General features: G+C 72.1%; 13 protein-coding genes and 1 pseudogene. 10 read left to right on the top strand and 4 right to left on the bottom strand.

Annotated elements, in window-relative coordinates; genetic code table 11:
• Positions 1 to 129: 129 nt before the first annotated feature.
• The 3 genes from AOK00_RS32845 to AOK00_RS32835 all read left to right on the top strand — a co-directional run bounded on the left by AOK00_RS32845 (position 130) and on the right by AOK00_RS32835 (position 4785).
• Positions 130 to 1281 (top strand): acyl-CoA dehydrogenase family protein, encoded by a 1152-nt coding sequence (locus AOK00_RS32845; protein ID WP_055603809.1) that lies wholly within the window; start codon positions 130 to 132, stop codon positions 1279 to 1281.
• Positions 1282 to 1348: 67 nt separating this feature from the next.
• Entirely contained in the window at positions 1349 to 2563 is a 1215-nt protein-coding gene (locus AOK00_RS32840; protein ID WP_055603808.1) for an acetyl-CoA C-acetyltransferase, read from the top strand.
• A gap of 47 nt (positions 2564 to 2610) precedes the next feature.
• Entirely contained in the window at positions 2611 to 4785 is a 2175-nt protein-coding gene (locus AOK00_RS32835; RefSeq protein ID WP_055603807.1) for a 3-hydroxyacyl-CoA dehydrogenase NAD-binding domain-containing protein, read from the top strand.
• An 81-nt stretch (positions 4786 to 4866) separates the two neighbouring features.
• On the opposite strand, the gene AOK00_RS32830 is transcribed toward AOK00_RS32835, so the two are convergent.
• The gene (locus tag AOK00_RS32830) at positions 4867 to 5604 is read right to left on the bottom strand and encodes a MerR family transcriptional regulator (protein ID WP_055603806.1); all 738 of its coding nucleotides are present in this window, start codon (positions 5602 to 5604) and stop codon (positions 4867 to 4869) included.
• Between the two features lie 280 nt (positions 5605 to 5884).
• Between AOK00_RS32830 and AOK00_RS32825 the strand changes: the two genes are divergently transcribed.
• Positions 5885 to 6367, top strand: a complete 483-nt coding sequence (locus AOK00_RS32825; RefSeq protein ID WP_055603810.1) for a macro domain-containing protein — start codon at positions 5885 to 5887, stop codon at positions 6365 to 6367.
• A 93-nt stretch (positions 6368 to 6460) separates the two neighbouring features.
• Positions 6461 to 6982, top strand: coding sequence for a hypothetical protein (locus AOK00_RS32820; RefSeq protein ID WP_055603805.1), 522 nt, complete (start codon positions 6461 to 6463; stop codon positions 6980 to 6982).
• A 29-nt stretch (positions 6983 to 7011) separates the two neighbouring features.
• Here the strand turns inward: AOK00_RS32820 and sph are convergent, their stop codons facing one another.
• Positions 7012 to 8016 (bottom strand): sphingomyelin phosphodiesterase, encoded by a 1005-nt coding sequence (gene sph / locus AOK00_RS32815; protein WP_055603804.1) that lies wholly within the window; start codon positions 8014 to 8016, stop codon positions 7012 to 7014.
• A 158-nt stretch (positions 8017 to 8174) separates the two neighbouring features.
• Here sph and AOK00_RS32810 point away from each other — a divergent pair, with 158 nt between their 5' ends.
• On the top strand, positions 8175 to 8663 hold the full coding sequence (locus tag AOK00_RS32810; RefSeq protein ID WP_055603803.1) for a F0F1 ATP synthase subunit B family protein: 489 nt from the start codon (positions 8175 to 8177) through the stop codon (positions 8661 to 8663).
• 96 nt (positions 8664 to 8759) lie between these two features.
• Positions 8760 to 9644 carry an oxygenase MpaB family protein gene (locus tag AOK00_RS32805; protein WP_055603802.1) on the top strand — a complete coding sequence of 295 codons (885 nt, stop codon included), beginning with the start codon at positions 8760 to 8762 and terminating at the stop codon, positions 9642 to 9644.
• Between the two features lie 178 nt (positions 9645 to 9822).
• Here the strand turns inward: AOK00_RS32805 and AOK00_RS32800 are convergent, their stop codons facing one another.
• A complete protein-coding gene (locus AOK00_RS32800) occupies positions 9823 to 11385 on the bottom strand; it encodes a M1 family metallopeptidase (RefSeq protein WP_055603801.1) in 1563 nt (520 codons plus the stop codon).
• Between the two features lie 224 nt (positions 11386 to 11609).
• Between AOK00_RS32800 and AOK00_RS32795 the strand changes: the two genes are divergently transcribed.
• The 3 genes from AOK00_RS32795 to AOK00_RS32785 all read left to right on the top strand — a co-directional run bounded on the left by AOK00_RS32795 (position 11610) and on the right by AOK00_RS32785 (position 15407).
• Positions 11610 to 13682 (top strand): Xaa-Pro dipeptidyl-peptidase, encoded by a 2073-nt coding sequence (locus tag AOK00_RS32795; protein ID WP_437441461.1) that lies wholly within the window; start codon positions 11610 to 11612, stop codon positions 13680 to 13682.
• Positions 13679 to 14986 carry a M14 family metallopeptidase gene (locus tag AOK00_RS32790; protein WP_055603799.1) on the top strand — a complete coding sequence of 436 codons (1308 nt, stop codon included), beginning with the start codon at positions 13679 to 13681 and terminating at the stop codon, positions 14984 to 14986. The genes AOK00_RS32795 and AOK00_RS32790 overlap by 4 nt, the downstream gene beginning before the upstream one ends.
• Positions 14987 to 15104: 118 nt before the next feature.
• The gene (locus AOK00_RS32785; RefSeq protein ID WP_055603798.1) at positions 15105 to 15407 is read left to right on the top strand and encodes a hypothetical protein; all 303 of its coding nucleotides are present in this window, start codon (positions 15105 to 15107) and stop codon (positions 15405 to 15407) included.
• Positions 15408 to 15491: 84 nt separating this feature from the next.
• Here AOK00_RS32785 and AOK00_RS40915 read toward each other — a convergent pair.
• Positions 15492 to 15634: pseudogene (locus tag AOK00_RS40915) on the bottom strand (amino acid oxidase); the annotation flags it as partial.

The raw sequence follows: 15634 nt of genomic DNA, 5'->3' as shown, positions 1-15634 counted from the left end.
GACCCGGGAGCCCGAGGCGTGAACCGCCCGTCCCGGACGACCCGGGAGCCCGAGGCGTGAACCGCCCGTCCCGGACGACCCGGGAGCCCACCGCGTGAACCTTCCGACCCAGACCCAGGAGACCGCCGTATGAAGCGCCAGCTCTACACCGCCGACCACGAGGCCTTCCGGGCCACCGTCCGCACCTTCCTGGAGAAGGAGGTGCTGCCCCACTACGAGCAGTGGGAGCGGGACGGCATCGTCTCCCGCGAGGTCTGGCTCGCCGCCGGACGGCAGGGGCTCCTCGGCATCGCCGTCGACGAGGAGTACGGGGGCGGCGGCAACCCCGACTTCCGCTACGCGTCCGTCCTCGCCGAGGAGTTCACCCGGGCCGGCACCCCCGGGCTCGCCATCGGCCTGCACAACGACATCATCGGCCCGTACCTCACCTCGCTCGGCACCGAGGAGCAGAAGCGGCGCTGGCTGCCCGGCTTCTGCTCCGGCGAGACCATCACCGCCATCGCCATGACGGAACCCGGTGCCGGCTCCGACCTCCAGGGCATCCGTACGACCGCCGAGGACCACGGCGACCACTGGATCCTCAACGGCTCCAAGACCTTCATCTCCAACGGAATCCTCGCCGACCTCGTGGTCGTCGTCGCCCGGACCACCCCGGAGGGCGGCGCCCACGGCCTCTCCCTCCTCGTCGTCGAGCGCGGCACGGAGGGCTTCGAGCGCGGCCGGAACCTCGACAAGATCGGCCAGAAGTCCCAGGACACCGCCGAACTGTTCTTCAACGACGTCCGCGTCCCCAAGGAGAACCTGCTCGGCGAGCTCAACGGCGCGTTCGTCCACCTGATGACCAACCTCGCCCAGGAACGGATGGCCATCGCCGTCGCCGGCATCGCCGCCGCCGAACACCTCCTGGAGATCACCACCACGTACGTCAAGGAGCGCGAGGCCTTCGGACGTCCGCTGTCCCGGCTCCAGCACATCCGCTTCGAGATCGCCGAGATGGCCACCGAGTGCGCCGTCACCCGCACGTTCGTCGACCGCTGCATCGAGGAGCACAGCGACCCGGACGGGGCCGGACTCGACGCCGTCCACGCCTCCATGGCCAAGTGGTGGGCGACCGAACTCCAGAAGCGGGTCGCCGATCGCTGTCTGCAACTGCACGGCGGGTACGGCTACATGAGCGAATTCCCGGTCGCGCGCGCCTACACCGACGGCCGGATCCAGACCATCTACGGCGGCACGACCGAGATCATGAAGGAGATCATCGGCCGTTCCCTCCTCGGCTGACGGCCCCCCTCCCGGTTCCCCTCCCCGTTCCACCCACCCTCATCGCCCTCATCGCGAAAGGCTTCCCGTGAGCACCGAAGCGTACGTGTACGACGCGATCCGCACCCCGCGCGGACGCGGCAAGGCCAGCGGCTCCCTGCACGGCACCAAGCCGATCGACCTGGTCGTCGGCCTCATCCGGGAGATCCAGACCCGGAACCCCGGCCTCGACCCGGCCACCATCGACGACATCGTCCTCGGCGTCGTCGGCCCCGTCGGCGACCAGGGATCCGACATCGCCCGGATCGCCGCCATCGCCGCCGGACTCCCCGACACCGTCGCCGGCGTCCAGGAGAACCGCTTCTGTGCCTCCGGTCTCGAAGCGGTCAACATGGCCGCGATGAAGATCCGCTCCGGCTGGGAGGACCTCGTCCTCGCCGGTGGCGTCGAGTCCATGTCCAGGGTGCCGATGGCCTCCGACGGCGGCGCCTGGTTCGCCGACCCGATGACCAACCTGGACACCAACTTCGTCCCGCAGGGCATCGGCGCCGACCTCATCGCCACCATCGAGGGCTTCACCCGCCGCGACGTCGACGAGTACGCCGCCCTCTCCCAGGAGCGGGCCGCGGCCGCCGTCAAGGACGGCCGCTTCGCCCGGTCGATCGTCCCCGTGAAGGACCGCGCGGGACTGACCGTCCTCGATCACGACGAGTTCCTGCGCCCCGGCACCACCGCCGACTCCCTCGCCCGGCTGAAGCCCTCCTTCGCCGACATCGGCGAGCTCGGCGGCTTCGACGCCGTCGCCCTGCAGAAGTACCACTGGATCGAGGAGATCGATCACGTCCACCACGCCGGCAACTCCTCCGGCATCGTCGACGGCGCCTCCCTCGTCGCCATCGGCTCGAAGGAGGCCGGCGAGCGGAACGGCCTGGCCCCGCGCGCGCGGATCGTCTCGGCCGCCGTCTCCGGCTCCGAGCCGACCATCATGCTGACCGGCCCCGCGCCGGCCGCCCGCAAGGCCCTCGCCAAGGCCGGTCTCACCATCGACGACATCGACCTGATCGAGATCAACGAGGCCTTCGCCGCCGTCGTCCTGCGATTCGTCAAGGACATGGGCATCACCCTGGACAAGGTCAACGTCAACGGCGGCGCCATCGCGCTCGGCCACCCGCTCGGCGCCACCGGCGCGATGATCCTCGGCACCCTCGTCGACGAGCTGGAACGGCAGGACAAGCGCTACGGCCTGGCCACCCTCTGCGTCGGCGGCGGCATGGGCATCGCCACCGTCGTCGAGCGCGTCTGACCGTCCCGTCCGAACCCCTCTTCACGGATCCACGGAGAAGCAGAGACATGAGCGAGAGCACCACCATCCGCTGGGAGCAGGACGCGACCGGGATCGTCACCCTCGTCCTCGACGACCCGAACCAGTCCGCCAACACCATGAACCAGGCCTTCCGGGCCTCGATCGTCGCGATCGCCGACCGCGTCGAGGCCGAGAAGGACGCCATCCGCGGCATCATCTACACCTCCGCGAAGAAGACCTTCTTCGCCGGCGGCGACCTCAAGGACATGGTCCAGGCGGGCCCCGAGCACGCCCAGGACATCTTCGACGGCGCCCTCGGGATCAAGAACGCGCTGCGCCGCATCGAGACCCTCGGCAAGCCCGTCGTCGCCGCGATCAACGGCGCCGCGCTCGGCGGCGGCTACGAGATCGCCCTCGCCGCCCACCACCGCGTGGCCCTCGACGCCCCCGGCTCCAAGATCGGCCTGCCCGAGGTCACCCTCGGCCTGCTGCCGGGCGGCGGCGGTGTCGCCCGCACCGTCCGCCTCATGGGCATCACCGACGCCCTGCTGAAGGTGCTGCTCCAGGGCACCCAGTACACGCCCCGGCGCGCCCTCGACAGCGGCCTCGTCCACGAGGTGGCCGCCACCCCCGAGGAGATGATGGCCAAGGCCATCGCGTTCATCGACGCCCATCCCGAGTCCCGGCAGCCCTGGGACGTCCCCGGCTACCGGATCCCCGGCGGCACCCCGTCGAACCCGAAGTTCGCCGCCAACCTCCCCGCCTTCCCCGCGAACCTGCGCAAGCAGCTCAACGGCGCGCCCTACCCGGCGCCGCGCAACATCATGGCCGCCGCCGTCGAGGGCTCCCAGGTCGACTTCGAGACGGCGCAGGTCATCGAGTCCCGCTACTTCACCGAGCTCGTCATCGGACAGACGGCGAAGAACATGATCCAGGCGTTCTTCTTCGACCTCCAGGCCGTCAACTCCGGCGCCAGCCGCCCGAAGGGGATCGAGCCCCGTCCGGTTCGCAAGGTCGCCGTCCTCGGCGCGGGCATGATGGGCGCCGGCATCGCGTACTCCTGCGCCCGGGCCGGCATCGAGGTCGTCCTCAAGGACGTCTCCGCCGAGTCCGCGGCGAAGGGCAAGGCCTACTCCGAGGCGCTCTGCGCCAAGGCGGTCGAGCGCGGCCGTACGACCCAGGAGAAGGCCGACGCCCTCCTCGCCCGGATCACCCCGACCGCGGAGGTCCGGGACCTGGCGGGCTGCGACGCGGTCATCGAGGCGGTCTTCGAGGACACGGCGCTCAAGCACAAGGTGTTCCAGGAGATCCAGGCCGTCGTCGAGCCCGACGCGCTGCTCTGCTCCAACACTTCCACCCTGCCGATCTCCGTCCTCGCCGAGGGCGTGGAGCGGCAGAGCGACTTCATCGGCCTGCACTTCTTCTCGCCCGTCGACAAGATGCCGCTCGTGGAGATCATCAAGGGCGGGCGGACCGGCGACGAGGCGCTCGCCCGCGCCTTCGACCTGGTACGGCAGATCAACAAGACGCCGATCGTCGTCAACGACTCGCGCGGCTTCTTCACCTCGCGGGTCATCGGCCACTTCATCAACGAGGGCGTCGCCATGGTCGGCGAGGGCATCGAGCCCGCCTCCGTCGAGCAGGCCGCCGCCCAGGCCGGCTACCCGGCCAAGGTCCTCTCCCTGATGGACGAGCTGACCCTGACCCTCCCGCGAAAGATCCGCAACGAGACGAAGCGGGCGATCGAGGAGGCCGGCGGGACCTGGACCAGCCACCCCGGCGAGGCCGTGATCGACCGCATGGTCGACGAGTTCGGGCGGCCCGGACGCAGCGGGGGCGCGGGCTTCTACGAGTACGGCGAGGACGGCAGGCGCGGGAAGCTCTGGCCCGGCCTGCGCGAGCACTTCGCCAGGCCCGGGTACGAGATCCCGTTCCGCGACATGCAGGAGCGGATGTTGTTCTCCGAGGCGCTGGACACCGTCCGGCTCCTGGAGGAGGGCGTCCTCACCTCGGTCGCCGACGCCAACATCGGCTCCATCATGGGCATCGGCTTCCCGGCCTGGACGGGCGGCGTGCTCCAGTACATCAACGGATACGAGGGCGGGGTCGCGGGCTTCGCCGCCCGTGCCCGCGAGCTGGCCGAGACCTACGGCGAGCGGTTCACCCCGCCCGCGCTCCTGGTGGAGAAGGCCGAGCGGGGAGAGGTCTTCACCGACGCGTGACGGCCACCCGGGGCCGGCGCACGGCCGGCCCCCTCACCGACGCGGTGACGGCCACCCGGGGCCGGTGTACGGCCGGCCCCCTCACCGACGCCTGAACGCCGTCCGCAGCTCCTCGCTCAGCGAACGCTGGAAGGCCGTGAGGAGCGCCTGGACCACCATCGGCTGCATGTGCGCCGAGAGCGACCGCATCGCGCTCACGTGGTCCGGGTCCTCCCCGCTCTCCCGGTACGGGCTCCACACCTCGTCCCGGAAGAGCCGGGAGAGCTCCTGCGCGGCGGCGCGCGCGTGCTCCAGGAGGACGGTGCGGGAGGCGAGGATCGTCTCGTGCTCGATGGGCACGTCGAGCAGCTCGACGCCGAGCCGCAGCAGGGACCCGTCGAGCCGGAAGGTGTCGTCGTCGGCGGTCCGGTCGAGCACGCCCATCGCGGCCAGCCGGTCCACGTCCCGCTCGGTCAGCTCCCGCCCGGCCCGCCGCTCCAGCTCGCGCCGGGTGATGGACTCGGCGGACTCCGGCGCCCAGGAGGCCACCAGGGCCCGGTGGATCGCCAGGTCCTGCGCGCTGAGGTCGGGCGGCAGCTGCTCCAGGTACCGCTCGATGGCGGCCAGCGTCATCCCCTGCCGCTGGAGCTCCTCGATGAGCGCGAGCCGTGACAGATGGCCCTGCCCGTAGTGCCCGACCCGCCGCGCCCCGATGACGGGCGGCGGAAGAAGCCCGCGGGTCCCGTAGAACCGCACGGTCCGCACCGTGACGCCGGCCCGTGCGGCCAGCTCGTCGACGGTGTAGCTGGGCCCGCCCTCCTCGTCGCTCCCGACGCCCATCCGAGGTGCCTCGCTTCCGATCCACAGCCGAATCCGGCCGCTGAGGCCGACCGGAACAGTATTGCTGTCTCACCAGAGCTGTAAAAGACCATGCGCGGTTCCCGGGCGGTCCCGCCGACTCCGGTCGTGGCCTCGCGAGATGACCGCGACCTTCGACGAGGCCGTCCGCGCCCGTCTGCGAGCGCTCCTCGTCCGCTCCGTCGGCGCGGTGTTCTCCGCCGGAGCGGACGAGGTCAGACCCGTGGGCGCGTTGTCAGTGCGGCGCCGTAGCGTGATCGTCATGAACGGGATCACGTACGTCCGGGGGGACGCGACCGCGCCGCACGGCAAGGGCGTCAAGATCGTCGCGCATGTCTGCAACGATCTCGGAGGCTGGGGCAAGGGCTTCGTCCTGGCGATCTCACGCCGCTGGGGCGAGCCGGAGACGGCCTACCGCCGGTGGCACCGCGAGCGCGCGCACAACGACTTCGGCCTCGGCGCCGCGCAGTTCGTCCAGGTCGAGCCGTACGTCTGGGTGGCCAACCTGGTGGGCCAGCGGGGGATGCGCACCGGGCGCAGCACCGGCGTGCCCGTGCGGTACGAGGCGATCGACGCCGCCCTCGGACGGCTCGCCGACAAGGCGGCCGCCCTGGGGGCCTCCGTGCACATGCCGCGGATCGGCTGCGGGCTCGCGGGAGGCTCCTGGCAGCGGGTCGAGCCCCTCGTGCTCCGGCGGCTCGTGGAGCGGGGGATACCGGTCACCGTGTACGACTTCGGCGCGTAACGGGCGGCGGGCCGGGCCGTCGTGGGGAATGTCGGTCCCGGCGGCTAGAGTCTGCGCCTGTCCGAACTGGGGGAACGGGAACAGGGGAGTCAGATGTACACGCAACTCAGGGAGACGGCCGACGAGTTGGCCGGCGTCCTGTGGCGGGAGCACACCGTCTACCGGGAGCGGGGCGGCGGTGTGGTGATCCGGGGCGAGCATGTGCGCCGCTGGATAAGCCTCGGTCCCACCGGGGGCAAGGACCAGGCGCTGCTCCGTGCCGGGCGGCTCCTCGACGGGGGCACCACCGCCCCCGCCCGTACCGAGGTGGTCGTGGACCTGAAGGCCGGGACCGCCGAGCTCGCGGCGGTCTGCCGGCGGATGCTCGCCGAGGTCGCCGCCGTGGCCGAGCCCGCCCCGGCGCAGGCGAGGCGTGCGGGGCGGACGTCCGAGTCGGGGGAGCCGGGAAAGCCGGGCAAGCAGAGAAGGCCGGGCCGCGCGGCGCGTGCCGCCCGACCCGGCCGGCCCCGCGGGGAGCGGCACACGAGCCTGGGTTCCTTCGTCGTGCTGCTCTGTGTCGCCGGGGTCCTCGGTGCCTGGCTCTACAGCCTCTTCGGCGGCGGATACGGGTACTGACGCCCCGCGCCCTCCGTCTGCCGGTCGGCTCAGAAGCCGGTGACCGGGTAGTGGTCGGAGAGGTTGGTGTACGTGTAGCTCGTGCCCCAGCTGGAGACGGTCCACGGGGCGCTCTTCTCCAGGACCACGTGGTTGGTCCAGTTCGCGGGCCGGGCGTTCCCCGAGCGGTAGAGGACGTGGTCGAGGTCCTCGCGCGGGTCGTCCGGGTAGCGCTCGGAGGCGATCGAGTTCAGGTCGGTGTCGAAGGAGTAGGGGTGGCCGGTGCGGGCGTCGGCCCCCGCAAGGCCCGCGTCGGCGAGCATCGTGCCGTACTCGGGCGTGTGCGAGTCGACGTTCATGTCACCGGCGACGATCACCTGCTCGTTCGCCGGGATGTTCTTGGCGTCGAGAAAGGCGTCGATCGCCTTGAACTGCCGGCTGCGCATCTGCGCCGCCTCGCCCGCCGAGCAGCCGGGGTCGGTGGACTGGGCATGGGTGCCGACGACGTGGACCCTGCTGCCGTTCACGTCGAGCACGGCGTACGCGAAGCCCTTGTTCGACCACCAGTCGGCGCCGCAGGCGTCCTTGTAGACGTGCTGCTCCTTGCGGATGATCGGCCACTTGCTGAGGATCGTCACCCCGCCGTCCTCGGGGGTGGTCGAGGAGTAGGAGCCGCCGGTGGCGTCCCAGCCGCTCTTGCTGCGGCCCACGACCGGGGTCTGGTACGGGTACTGGCCGGCGGAGTTCGCCTTGAGGGCGTCCGAGGCGGAGTTGTCGAAGGCCTCCTGGATCACGACGACGTCCTGACCCTGGTACCAGGGGGCGGCGGGGATCGCCTCGGCCCGGTGGTCCTGGCCCCAGTTCGGGTAGAGCGACTTCGAGAAGAGGAAGGCGTTGTACGTGAGCACCTTCAGCCGCGGGGCCTCGGCGGCCGCCCCCGCGGAGGCGGCGGTCGCGCCCGGAGCGGTCGCGGCCAGGGTGGCCGCGGCGAGAGCCAGGGACAGGGCGGCGCCAGGGGCGCGGCGGAGCGCGGCGAACGACACAGGAACTCCCATGAGGGTGTGGGGGGTTGTGCTGGCGCGGCACATACAATCAGCCAGGGTTACCTTCCGGTAGCCTCTGGATGCCGGGAATCTGGCCAGGCCCGCACGAACGCGACAACTCTCGCCGGGTAGCCCGAATTGTCGCTTTTTCTAGCAGGTAGAATGCGCGCATGACCCTCGCTTCGAACTCGACTGTCTTCAAGATGGACCTCGGTCCGCTCAACCCTGTCTGGGCGGAGCTCATCCTCGGCCTGGTGCTGTTCGCCCTCACCTTCCTCATCCTGGCGAAGGGCATCCTGCCGAAGATCCGGCGCACCCTCGACGAGCGTGAGGACGCCATCGACGGCGGTACCGAGCGCGCCGACGACCTGCGCTCCGAGGCCACGCAGATCCGCGAGCAGTACGAGGCCGAGCTGGCCGAGGCGCGCCACGAGGCCGCCCGTATCCGCGCCAAGGCCGTCGAGGAGGGTTCGGTCGCCATCGCCGCCGCCCGCGCCGAGGGCAACGCCGAGCGCGAGTCGATCATCGCCGCCGGTTCCGCCAAGATCGCCGAGGAGCGCGCCGCCGCCGAGCGCGAGCTCAACGCCGATGTCGACGCCTGGGCCCACGCCCTCGCCGCCCGTATCGTCGGCGAGCCGGTCGGCGCCGACCGCGGCTGACCCGTACTCCCCGGAAGGGGCCGTCACCAGGGGCCGAAACGCCCGGGTGACGGCCCCTTCGTCGTGGGTGCAGCCTGGAGTGTGAGGAGAGAGCCCATGGAGCATGTGACGTCAGGCGATCAGGACCCCGGCGGCGGCGATCCGGTGCCGCCGCCCGTCGGCGGCGTGCTGTGGAGCGTCGCCGGGGACATCCGGGCGCTCCTGATGCTTCCCGCCGCCCTCACGATGCAGGTCGCCCACCCCGCCATCGGCGCCGGCGTCGACGCCCACTCGGTCTTCCGCACCGATCCCTGGGGCCGCGGTGAACGCTCCCTGCGCTCGGTCCAGCTGTGGATCTACGGCGGCGAGGACGCCGCGCGGGAGGGGCGCCGCCTCCGGCAGCTGCACCGCGACATCCAGGGCACCGACGCCCACGGGCGCCGCTACCACGCGCTGACTCCCGCCTACTACTCCTGGGTGCACGCGACCGGCTTCCCCGTCTACGCGCACGGCCTCCGCCTTCTCGCCCGCCCTCTCACCGAGGCGCAGGAACGCCGGCTGTACGCCGAGTGGCTCCAGGTCGGCAGGATCCTCGGCATCCACGACCGGGACATGCCCCAGACGATCGAGGAGTTCTGGCCGTACTACCGGAAGGTCCTCGCCGACGAGCTGGAGGCGACCGTCGTCGTCCGGGAGCTGCTCGACCCCGACCAGCCCGTGCCCGCCCCCGACCGGGGCCCGCTGGCGCTCCGGCTCGCCCTCCGGCTGCTCTGGCCGGTCCTGCGCCGCCCGTTCCTGCGGCTGCGCGCCTTCCTCACCGTCGGCATGATGCCGCCGGACGCCCGGGAGGCCATCGGCCTGGAATGGACGGACGCGCAGGAACGCGCGCTGCGGCGGTTCGCCCGGGTGGTCCGGGCGGTGGTCCCCGTGCTGCCGGAGCGGCTGCGCTATCTGCCGCTGGCCCGGAAGGCCCGAGCGGCCGCCCGCCGCGCGACACGCTGACGGACGGCCGGGATGACCGGGGCCGGTACGGCGGGAGCGACCGTACGGCCGTAGTGACCGTACGGCCGGGGTGACCGTACGGCCGGGGTGACCGCACGGCCGGGGTGACCGGGCCGCACGGCCGGGGTGACGGGGGCCGCACGGCCGGAGCGGCCGCGGGCCCCGGTCACCGCATCGCTCAGTGACCGCCTTGACGCTCCGACTCGTGGACCGTGTTCGTCGCCGCGATCTTCTTCCAGGACTTCGGCTGGGCCGGCTTCGCGGCGCCCTTCGGGGCCGCCGAGCGCGCGGACGGGGCTCCGGACGCCGGCGCCGCGGCCGGCGCGGACAGACCGGCCGCAGCCGCGGTCGACGCGGCCGGCTTCGACGGCTCGTACAGCCAGGTGTCGAAGAGTCCGGCCAGTGGCTTGCCGGAGACCTGCTCCGCGTACCGCACGAAGTCGGCGACCCGCGCGTTGCCGTAGGCGAACCGCTGCGGCCAGCCCTTCAGGATCGCGAAGAAGTCCTCGTCGCCGATCTCGTTGCGCAGCGCCTGGAGGGCCAGCGCGCCCCGGTCGTAGACGGCGATGTGGAACTGGTTCTCCGCGCCCGGGTCACCCGGCTTCACCGTCCAGAACGGGTCCTCGGCCGTCCGCGTGGCGTACACGTAGTCCGCCAGCTCCTGGGCCGTGCCCTCGCCCTCCTTCTCCGACCACAGCCACTGGCTGTAGCGGGCGAAGCCCTCGTTGACCCAGATGTCCTTCCAGTCGCGGACGGACACGCTGTCGCCGTACCACTGGTGCGCCAGCTCGTGGACGACCACCGACACGTTCGCGCCGTTGGCGAACTGCCGCGGGCTGTAGAACGGACGGGTCTGCGTCTCCAGGGCGAAGCCGCTCGTCACGTTCGGCACGTACCCGCCGAGGGCGTTGAAGGGGTACGGCCCGAAGACCCCCTCCAGCCACTCCGCGACCTCGGTCGTGCGCTCGATCGAAGCGCGCGCGGCACCGTCGTTGTCGCCGAGGTCCTTGCTGTACGCGTTGAGGACCGGCAGCCCGTTCGCCGTCCTGTCCGTCGTGATGTCGAACTTGCCGACGGCCAGCGTGGCCAGATACGTCGCCTGCGGCTTGTTGGAGCGCCAGTTGAAGCGGGTCCAGCCGAGGCGCGAGGACTGCGACTGCAGCACGCCGTTGCTGATGGCCTGGGTGCCGTCCGGCACCGAGACGGAGACGTCGAACGTGGCCTTGTCCAGCGGGTGGTCGTTGGACGGGAACCACCAGGCGGCCGAGTCCGGCTCCTGCGCGGCGACACCGCCGTCGGGGGTGCGGGCCCAGGCCGTCCAGCCGTCGATCTTCACCTCGGAGGGCTTGCCCGCGTAGCGGACGACGATCGAGAGGGCCTTGTTCTTCTCCAGCGGGGTGGCCGGGGTGACCTCCAGCTCGTGGGAGCCCGAGGTGGCGAACTTCGCCACACGGCCGTTGACGCGGACCTCGCTGACCTTCAGACCGAGGTCGAGGTTGAACCGCGAGAGGTTCTGCTTGGTGGTGGCGACGATCGTCGCCGTGCCCTCCAGCAGGTCCGTGGCGGGCTGGTACGTCAGACGCAGGTCGTAATGGGAGACGTCGTAGCCGCCGTTGCCGCTGGTGGGGTAGTAGGAGTCGCCGATGCCCGGGGCCCCAGGGGTGAAGTCGGCCGCCGATGCCGGGATCGCCAGCAGCAGGGAGGCCGCGAGGGCGCTCGGAACGATGATTCTGCGGTGCACAGGTGCTCCCCAAGTCATAGGAAAGTAAGACGCGCGGGTGGTCGTCGGTCCTTAGTCCGGACACTATTCAGTGCCCCGACGCACCGTCACGTCCAGAGGACCCCCTGTCACACGATCGCCATTCGGCCGACATGAACCCATCCGGCCCCGGAATCAACCGGAATCCCTCCTGATTGCCTCCGGCACTCTTTTGTACGGGAGTTGACCGGGGTACGTTCCCGCCCATGCCGATGCGAATGCGGAGAACCCGCGGAGCCCGACTGCCGTACGGAACCCTCGTGGCCGCGGCCACGGCCGCCCTGCTCGCGACCCTGGTCACGCCCGCCGGCGCCCAGCCGGAGCCCGCCTCGCCCACCGGGTCCGCCGCGCCCATCGGATCCGCGGCTCTGCCCGCCTCCCTCGCGCCGACGGCACGGGAGTCCCGGCCCGTTCACTCCTACGCCGACGCCATCCGAGAGTCCGTCTGGGTCGACACCGGCCTCGACGGCGACGCCGACGGGCGCACGGACCGGGTCGCCGTCGACATCATCCGCCCCCGGGAGACCGCCGCGGCCGGCCGGAAGATCCCGGTCATCATGGACGCCAGCCCCTACTACGCCTGCTGCGGACGCGGGAACGAGAGCCAGAAGAAGACCTACGACGCCGACGGGAACCCGGTCCGGTTCCCGCTGTTCTACGACAACTTCTTCGTCCCGCGCGGCTACGCCTTCGTCGCCGTCGACCTCGCCGGCACCAACCGCTCCGACGGCTGCGACGACGTCGGCGGCCGCTCCGACGTCCAGTCGGCCAAGGCCGTCGTCGACTGGCTGAACGGCCGCGCCCGCGGCTACACCTCCCGTACGGGGGACACCCGGTCCCGGGCCACCACCTGGAGCACCGGGAACGTCGGCATGATCGGCAAGAGCTGGGACGGCACCATCGCCAACGGCGTCGCCGCCACCGGTGTCGAAGGGCTGAAAACGATCGTTCCGATCGGCGCCATCTCCTCCTGGTACGACTACTTCCACTCCCAGGGCGCCCCGCTCTACAACGCCAACCCGAGCTGGCTCTCCGAGTACGTCAACAGCCCCGAGGCGCGGGCCCGCTGCGGCGCCGTCCAGGACCGCATCACCGCCGGCACCCCGTACAGCGGCGACCGCACGGCCGCCTGGGCCGAGCGCGACCACGTGCGGAACGCGGCCGAGGTGAAGGCCAGCGTCTTCGTCGTGCACGGCCAGCAGGACCTCAACGTGCGCGCCAACCAGTTCGGCCAGTGGTGGGACGCCCTCGGCGCCCAGGGAGTCGAGCGGAAGATCTGGCTCTCCCAGACCGGTCACGTCGACCCCTTCGACTTCCGGCGCGCCGACTGGGTCCGCACCCTGCACCGCTGGTTCGACCACTACCTCCTCGGCTACGAGAACGGCGTCGACCGTGAACCGGTCGCCGACATCGAACGCGCCCCGGACCGCTGGACCACCGACCGCCAGTGGCCGCCGCGCGGCACCGCGTCCACCACCCTGCGCCCCGCCCCCGGCGCGGCACCCGGGCCCGGCGTCCTCGGCCGCGCGCCCGCCGCCCCCGGCTCCACCGCGACCTTCACCGACGACCCCGGTCTCGGCGAACTCGACTGGGCGGCCCGGATCGACGGCGCGACCCCCGAGAAGGCCGGGTTCGTCACCCGCCCCCTCTCCCGCGACCTGCGGATCTCCGGCTCCTCGAAGGTGACGGTCACCGCCACCCCGACCACCGCCACCGCGCACCTCTCCGCCGTCCTCGTTGACCTCGGACCGGACACGATCCGCGACTACGGGGCCGCTGGCGAGGGCATCACCACCCTCACCGACCGCACCTGCTGGGGCGCGAGCACCCCCGGTGACAGCGCCTGCTTCAAGGAGACCGAGGCGCGCACGGCGGACGTCGGGTACACGGTCGTCAGCCGGGGCTGGGCCGATCTCGGCACCTGGGCCGACCCGCGCGCGGAACGCCCGCTGACCCCCGGCAGGGCGTACACGATGACCCTGGACCTCGCCGCCACCGACCACGTCGTCCCGGCCGGACACCGCCTCGCCCTGATCGTCGGCGGCACCGACAAGGACCTGCTCGACCCTCCGTCGACCACCCCGACCCTGACCCTCGACCTCGCCCGCACCTGGGCGAAGCTGCCGCTTGTCGGCGGCGCCGAGGCCTTCGGCCGGGCCACCTCGGGTCCGTCCCGGGCCGTGCCCTCGCTCACCCCCGTCGCCCCCTCGCTGAGCGGCGCCGTACCGCCGGCCGCCGTCGTCGGTCCGCGCCTGCCGGGATTCGGAGCCGCCCGATGAACCCCCGTACCGGACACCGGAGTTCCCGGCGCGCCCTCGCCCTCGTGGCGGGCGCCGCCGCCCTCGCGCTGCCGCTCGTCACCATCCCGGCGAAGGCCGCGGACAGCGCGCCCGTGAAGCCGCTGCCGCGCACCGGGTTCGAGACGAGCGGGGGCGCCCGATGGACCACGGAGGCCGAGGAGCGGGACTTCCTCGCGGCCGTCGACCGGGCCGGCGCACGGCTCTCGCTGCGGGTCGTCGGCACCACGGCCCAGGGCCGCCCGCTCCGGCTCGCCTCCCTCGGTACGGGCCGCACCACGGTGCTGCTCGTCTGCAGCCAGCACGGTGACGAGCCCGCGGGCCGGGAGGCCTGTCTGAGCACGGTGCGCGACCTCGCCTTCGCCCAGGACCGGGAGACCCTGCGCTTCCTCGCCCGGACGACCCTCCTCGTCGTGCCCACCGCCAACCCCGACGGCCGGGAGGCCGACACCCGGGGCAACGCCGACGGCGTCGACGTCAACCGCGACCACCTCGCCCTGCGGACCGCCGAGGCGCGCGCGGTCGCCGCCGTCATCCGCGACCGGCGGCCCGAACTCGTCTACGACCTGCACGAGTACGGCGCCACCCCCCGGTACTACGACAAGGACCTGCTCGCCCTCTGGCCGCGCAGCCTCGACGCCGACCCGCACGTCCACGACGAGTCCCGGACCCTCTCCGAGGAGTACGTCCGGCCCGCCGCCGGGCTGGCCGGCTACAGCAGCGGCATCTACGGCATCTGGACCGACCCCCTCACCGGCAAGCCGATCAAGCAGGTCGCGGGCGACGGCCAGGAGCGGATCCTGCGGAACACCGCCGGGATCAAACACTCCGTGGGCCTCCTCGTGGAGACCCGGGTGGACGCCTTCGACGAGGCCGAGCAGAACGACCCCGCACGCAACCACCGTCGCCGTGTCGCCACCCAGCACGCCGCCCTGGAAGGCGCCTTCGCCTACCTCGACGAGCGGCGCGGACCGCTCACGGCGGTCACCTCCGCGGCCCGGCGCGCCGGATACGCGGACCGCGGCCCGGTGTTCCTCGGCGGCGCCGACAACGACCCGCCGGAGCCGTCGGAGATCCTCGCCGACCCGCCCTGCGGCTACCGGCTGTCCGCCGCTCAGTACGCGGAGGTGGGCGACGAACTCGCCCTGCACGGCGTCGCCGTGCGGCCGGAGGGCACGGGCGTGCTCGTCCCGCTCGCCCAGTCGCGACGCGCGCTCGTGCCGCTGCTCCTGGACGGGCGGGCCACCTATCACCTCGTCAGTGGGAGTCCTGTGGAGGAGTGTTGACGATCACGTGCCACAGGGTCCGGGGTGGCGTGAATCCATCGTTTGCCGAGGTAAAGTTACCCACTGGTACTGACCATGCCTCGAACAGGTCCCCACGGCCTGGAAGTTGGAGAACACCATGCGCACCACCACGACCGCACGTCGTGTCCTCACGTCCGTGCTCGCCACGACGCTGCTCGCCGGCGGCGTGCTGCTCGGGCAGACCGTGACCGCAGAGCCCGCGGCCGCAGCCAAGATGACCTGCAACATCACCCAGCTGAGGCACGACGCCCACAAGGAGCGCAACCGTGCCGCGCAGCTCCGGGGTCTCGGTGCCCACGCGGAGGCCCGCAAGGCCCTCGCCCGCGCCAACGCCCTGGAGACGCGCGCCCGCCAGTGCGAGGACGCGGAGAACAACAACAAGCCTCCGCTCTGGAAGTAGGAACACGCGCCGGGGAAGCGATCCGGTGAGCAAACGCGGGGCGGGTGCTGTCCGAAAGGGCGGCACCCGCCCCGCGGCCGTTTCTCACGCCTCCGCCAGCTCGGCCGCCCGCTCCGCGCAGCCCCAGGCCACCGTCACTCCCGCGCCCCCGTGCCCGTAGTGGTGCACCAGGCGCCCGCCGCCCGGCAGCGGCACCGCCTCGATCCGGACCCCGCCCACCCGCGCCG

Source organism: Streptomyces aureus, assembly GCF_001418135.1.
GTDB classification, from domain to species: domain Bacteria; phylum Actinomycetota; class Actinomycetes; order Streptomycetales; family Streptomycetaceae; genus Streptomyces; species Streptomyces aureus_A.
Note: the sequence above shows the minus strand (reverse complement) of the source record. Positions and strands in the feature narration are given on the sequence as shown.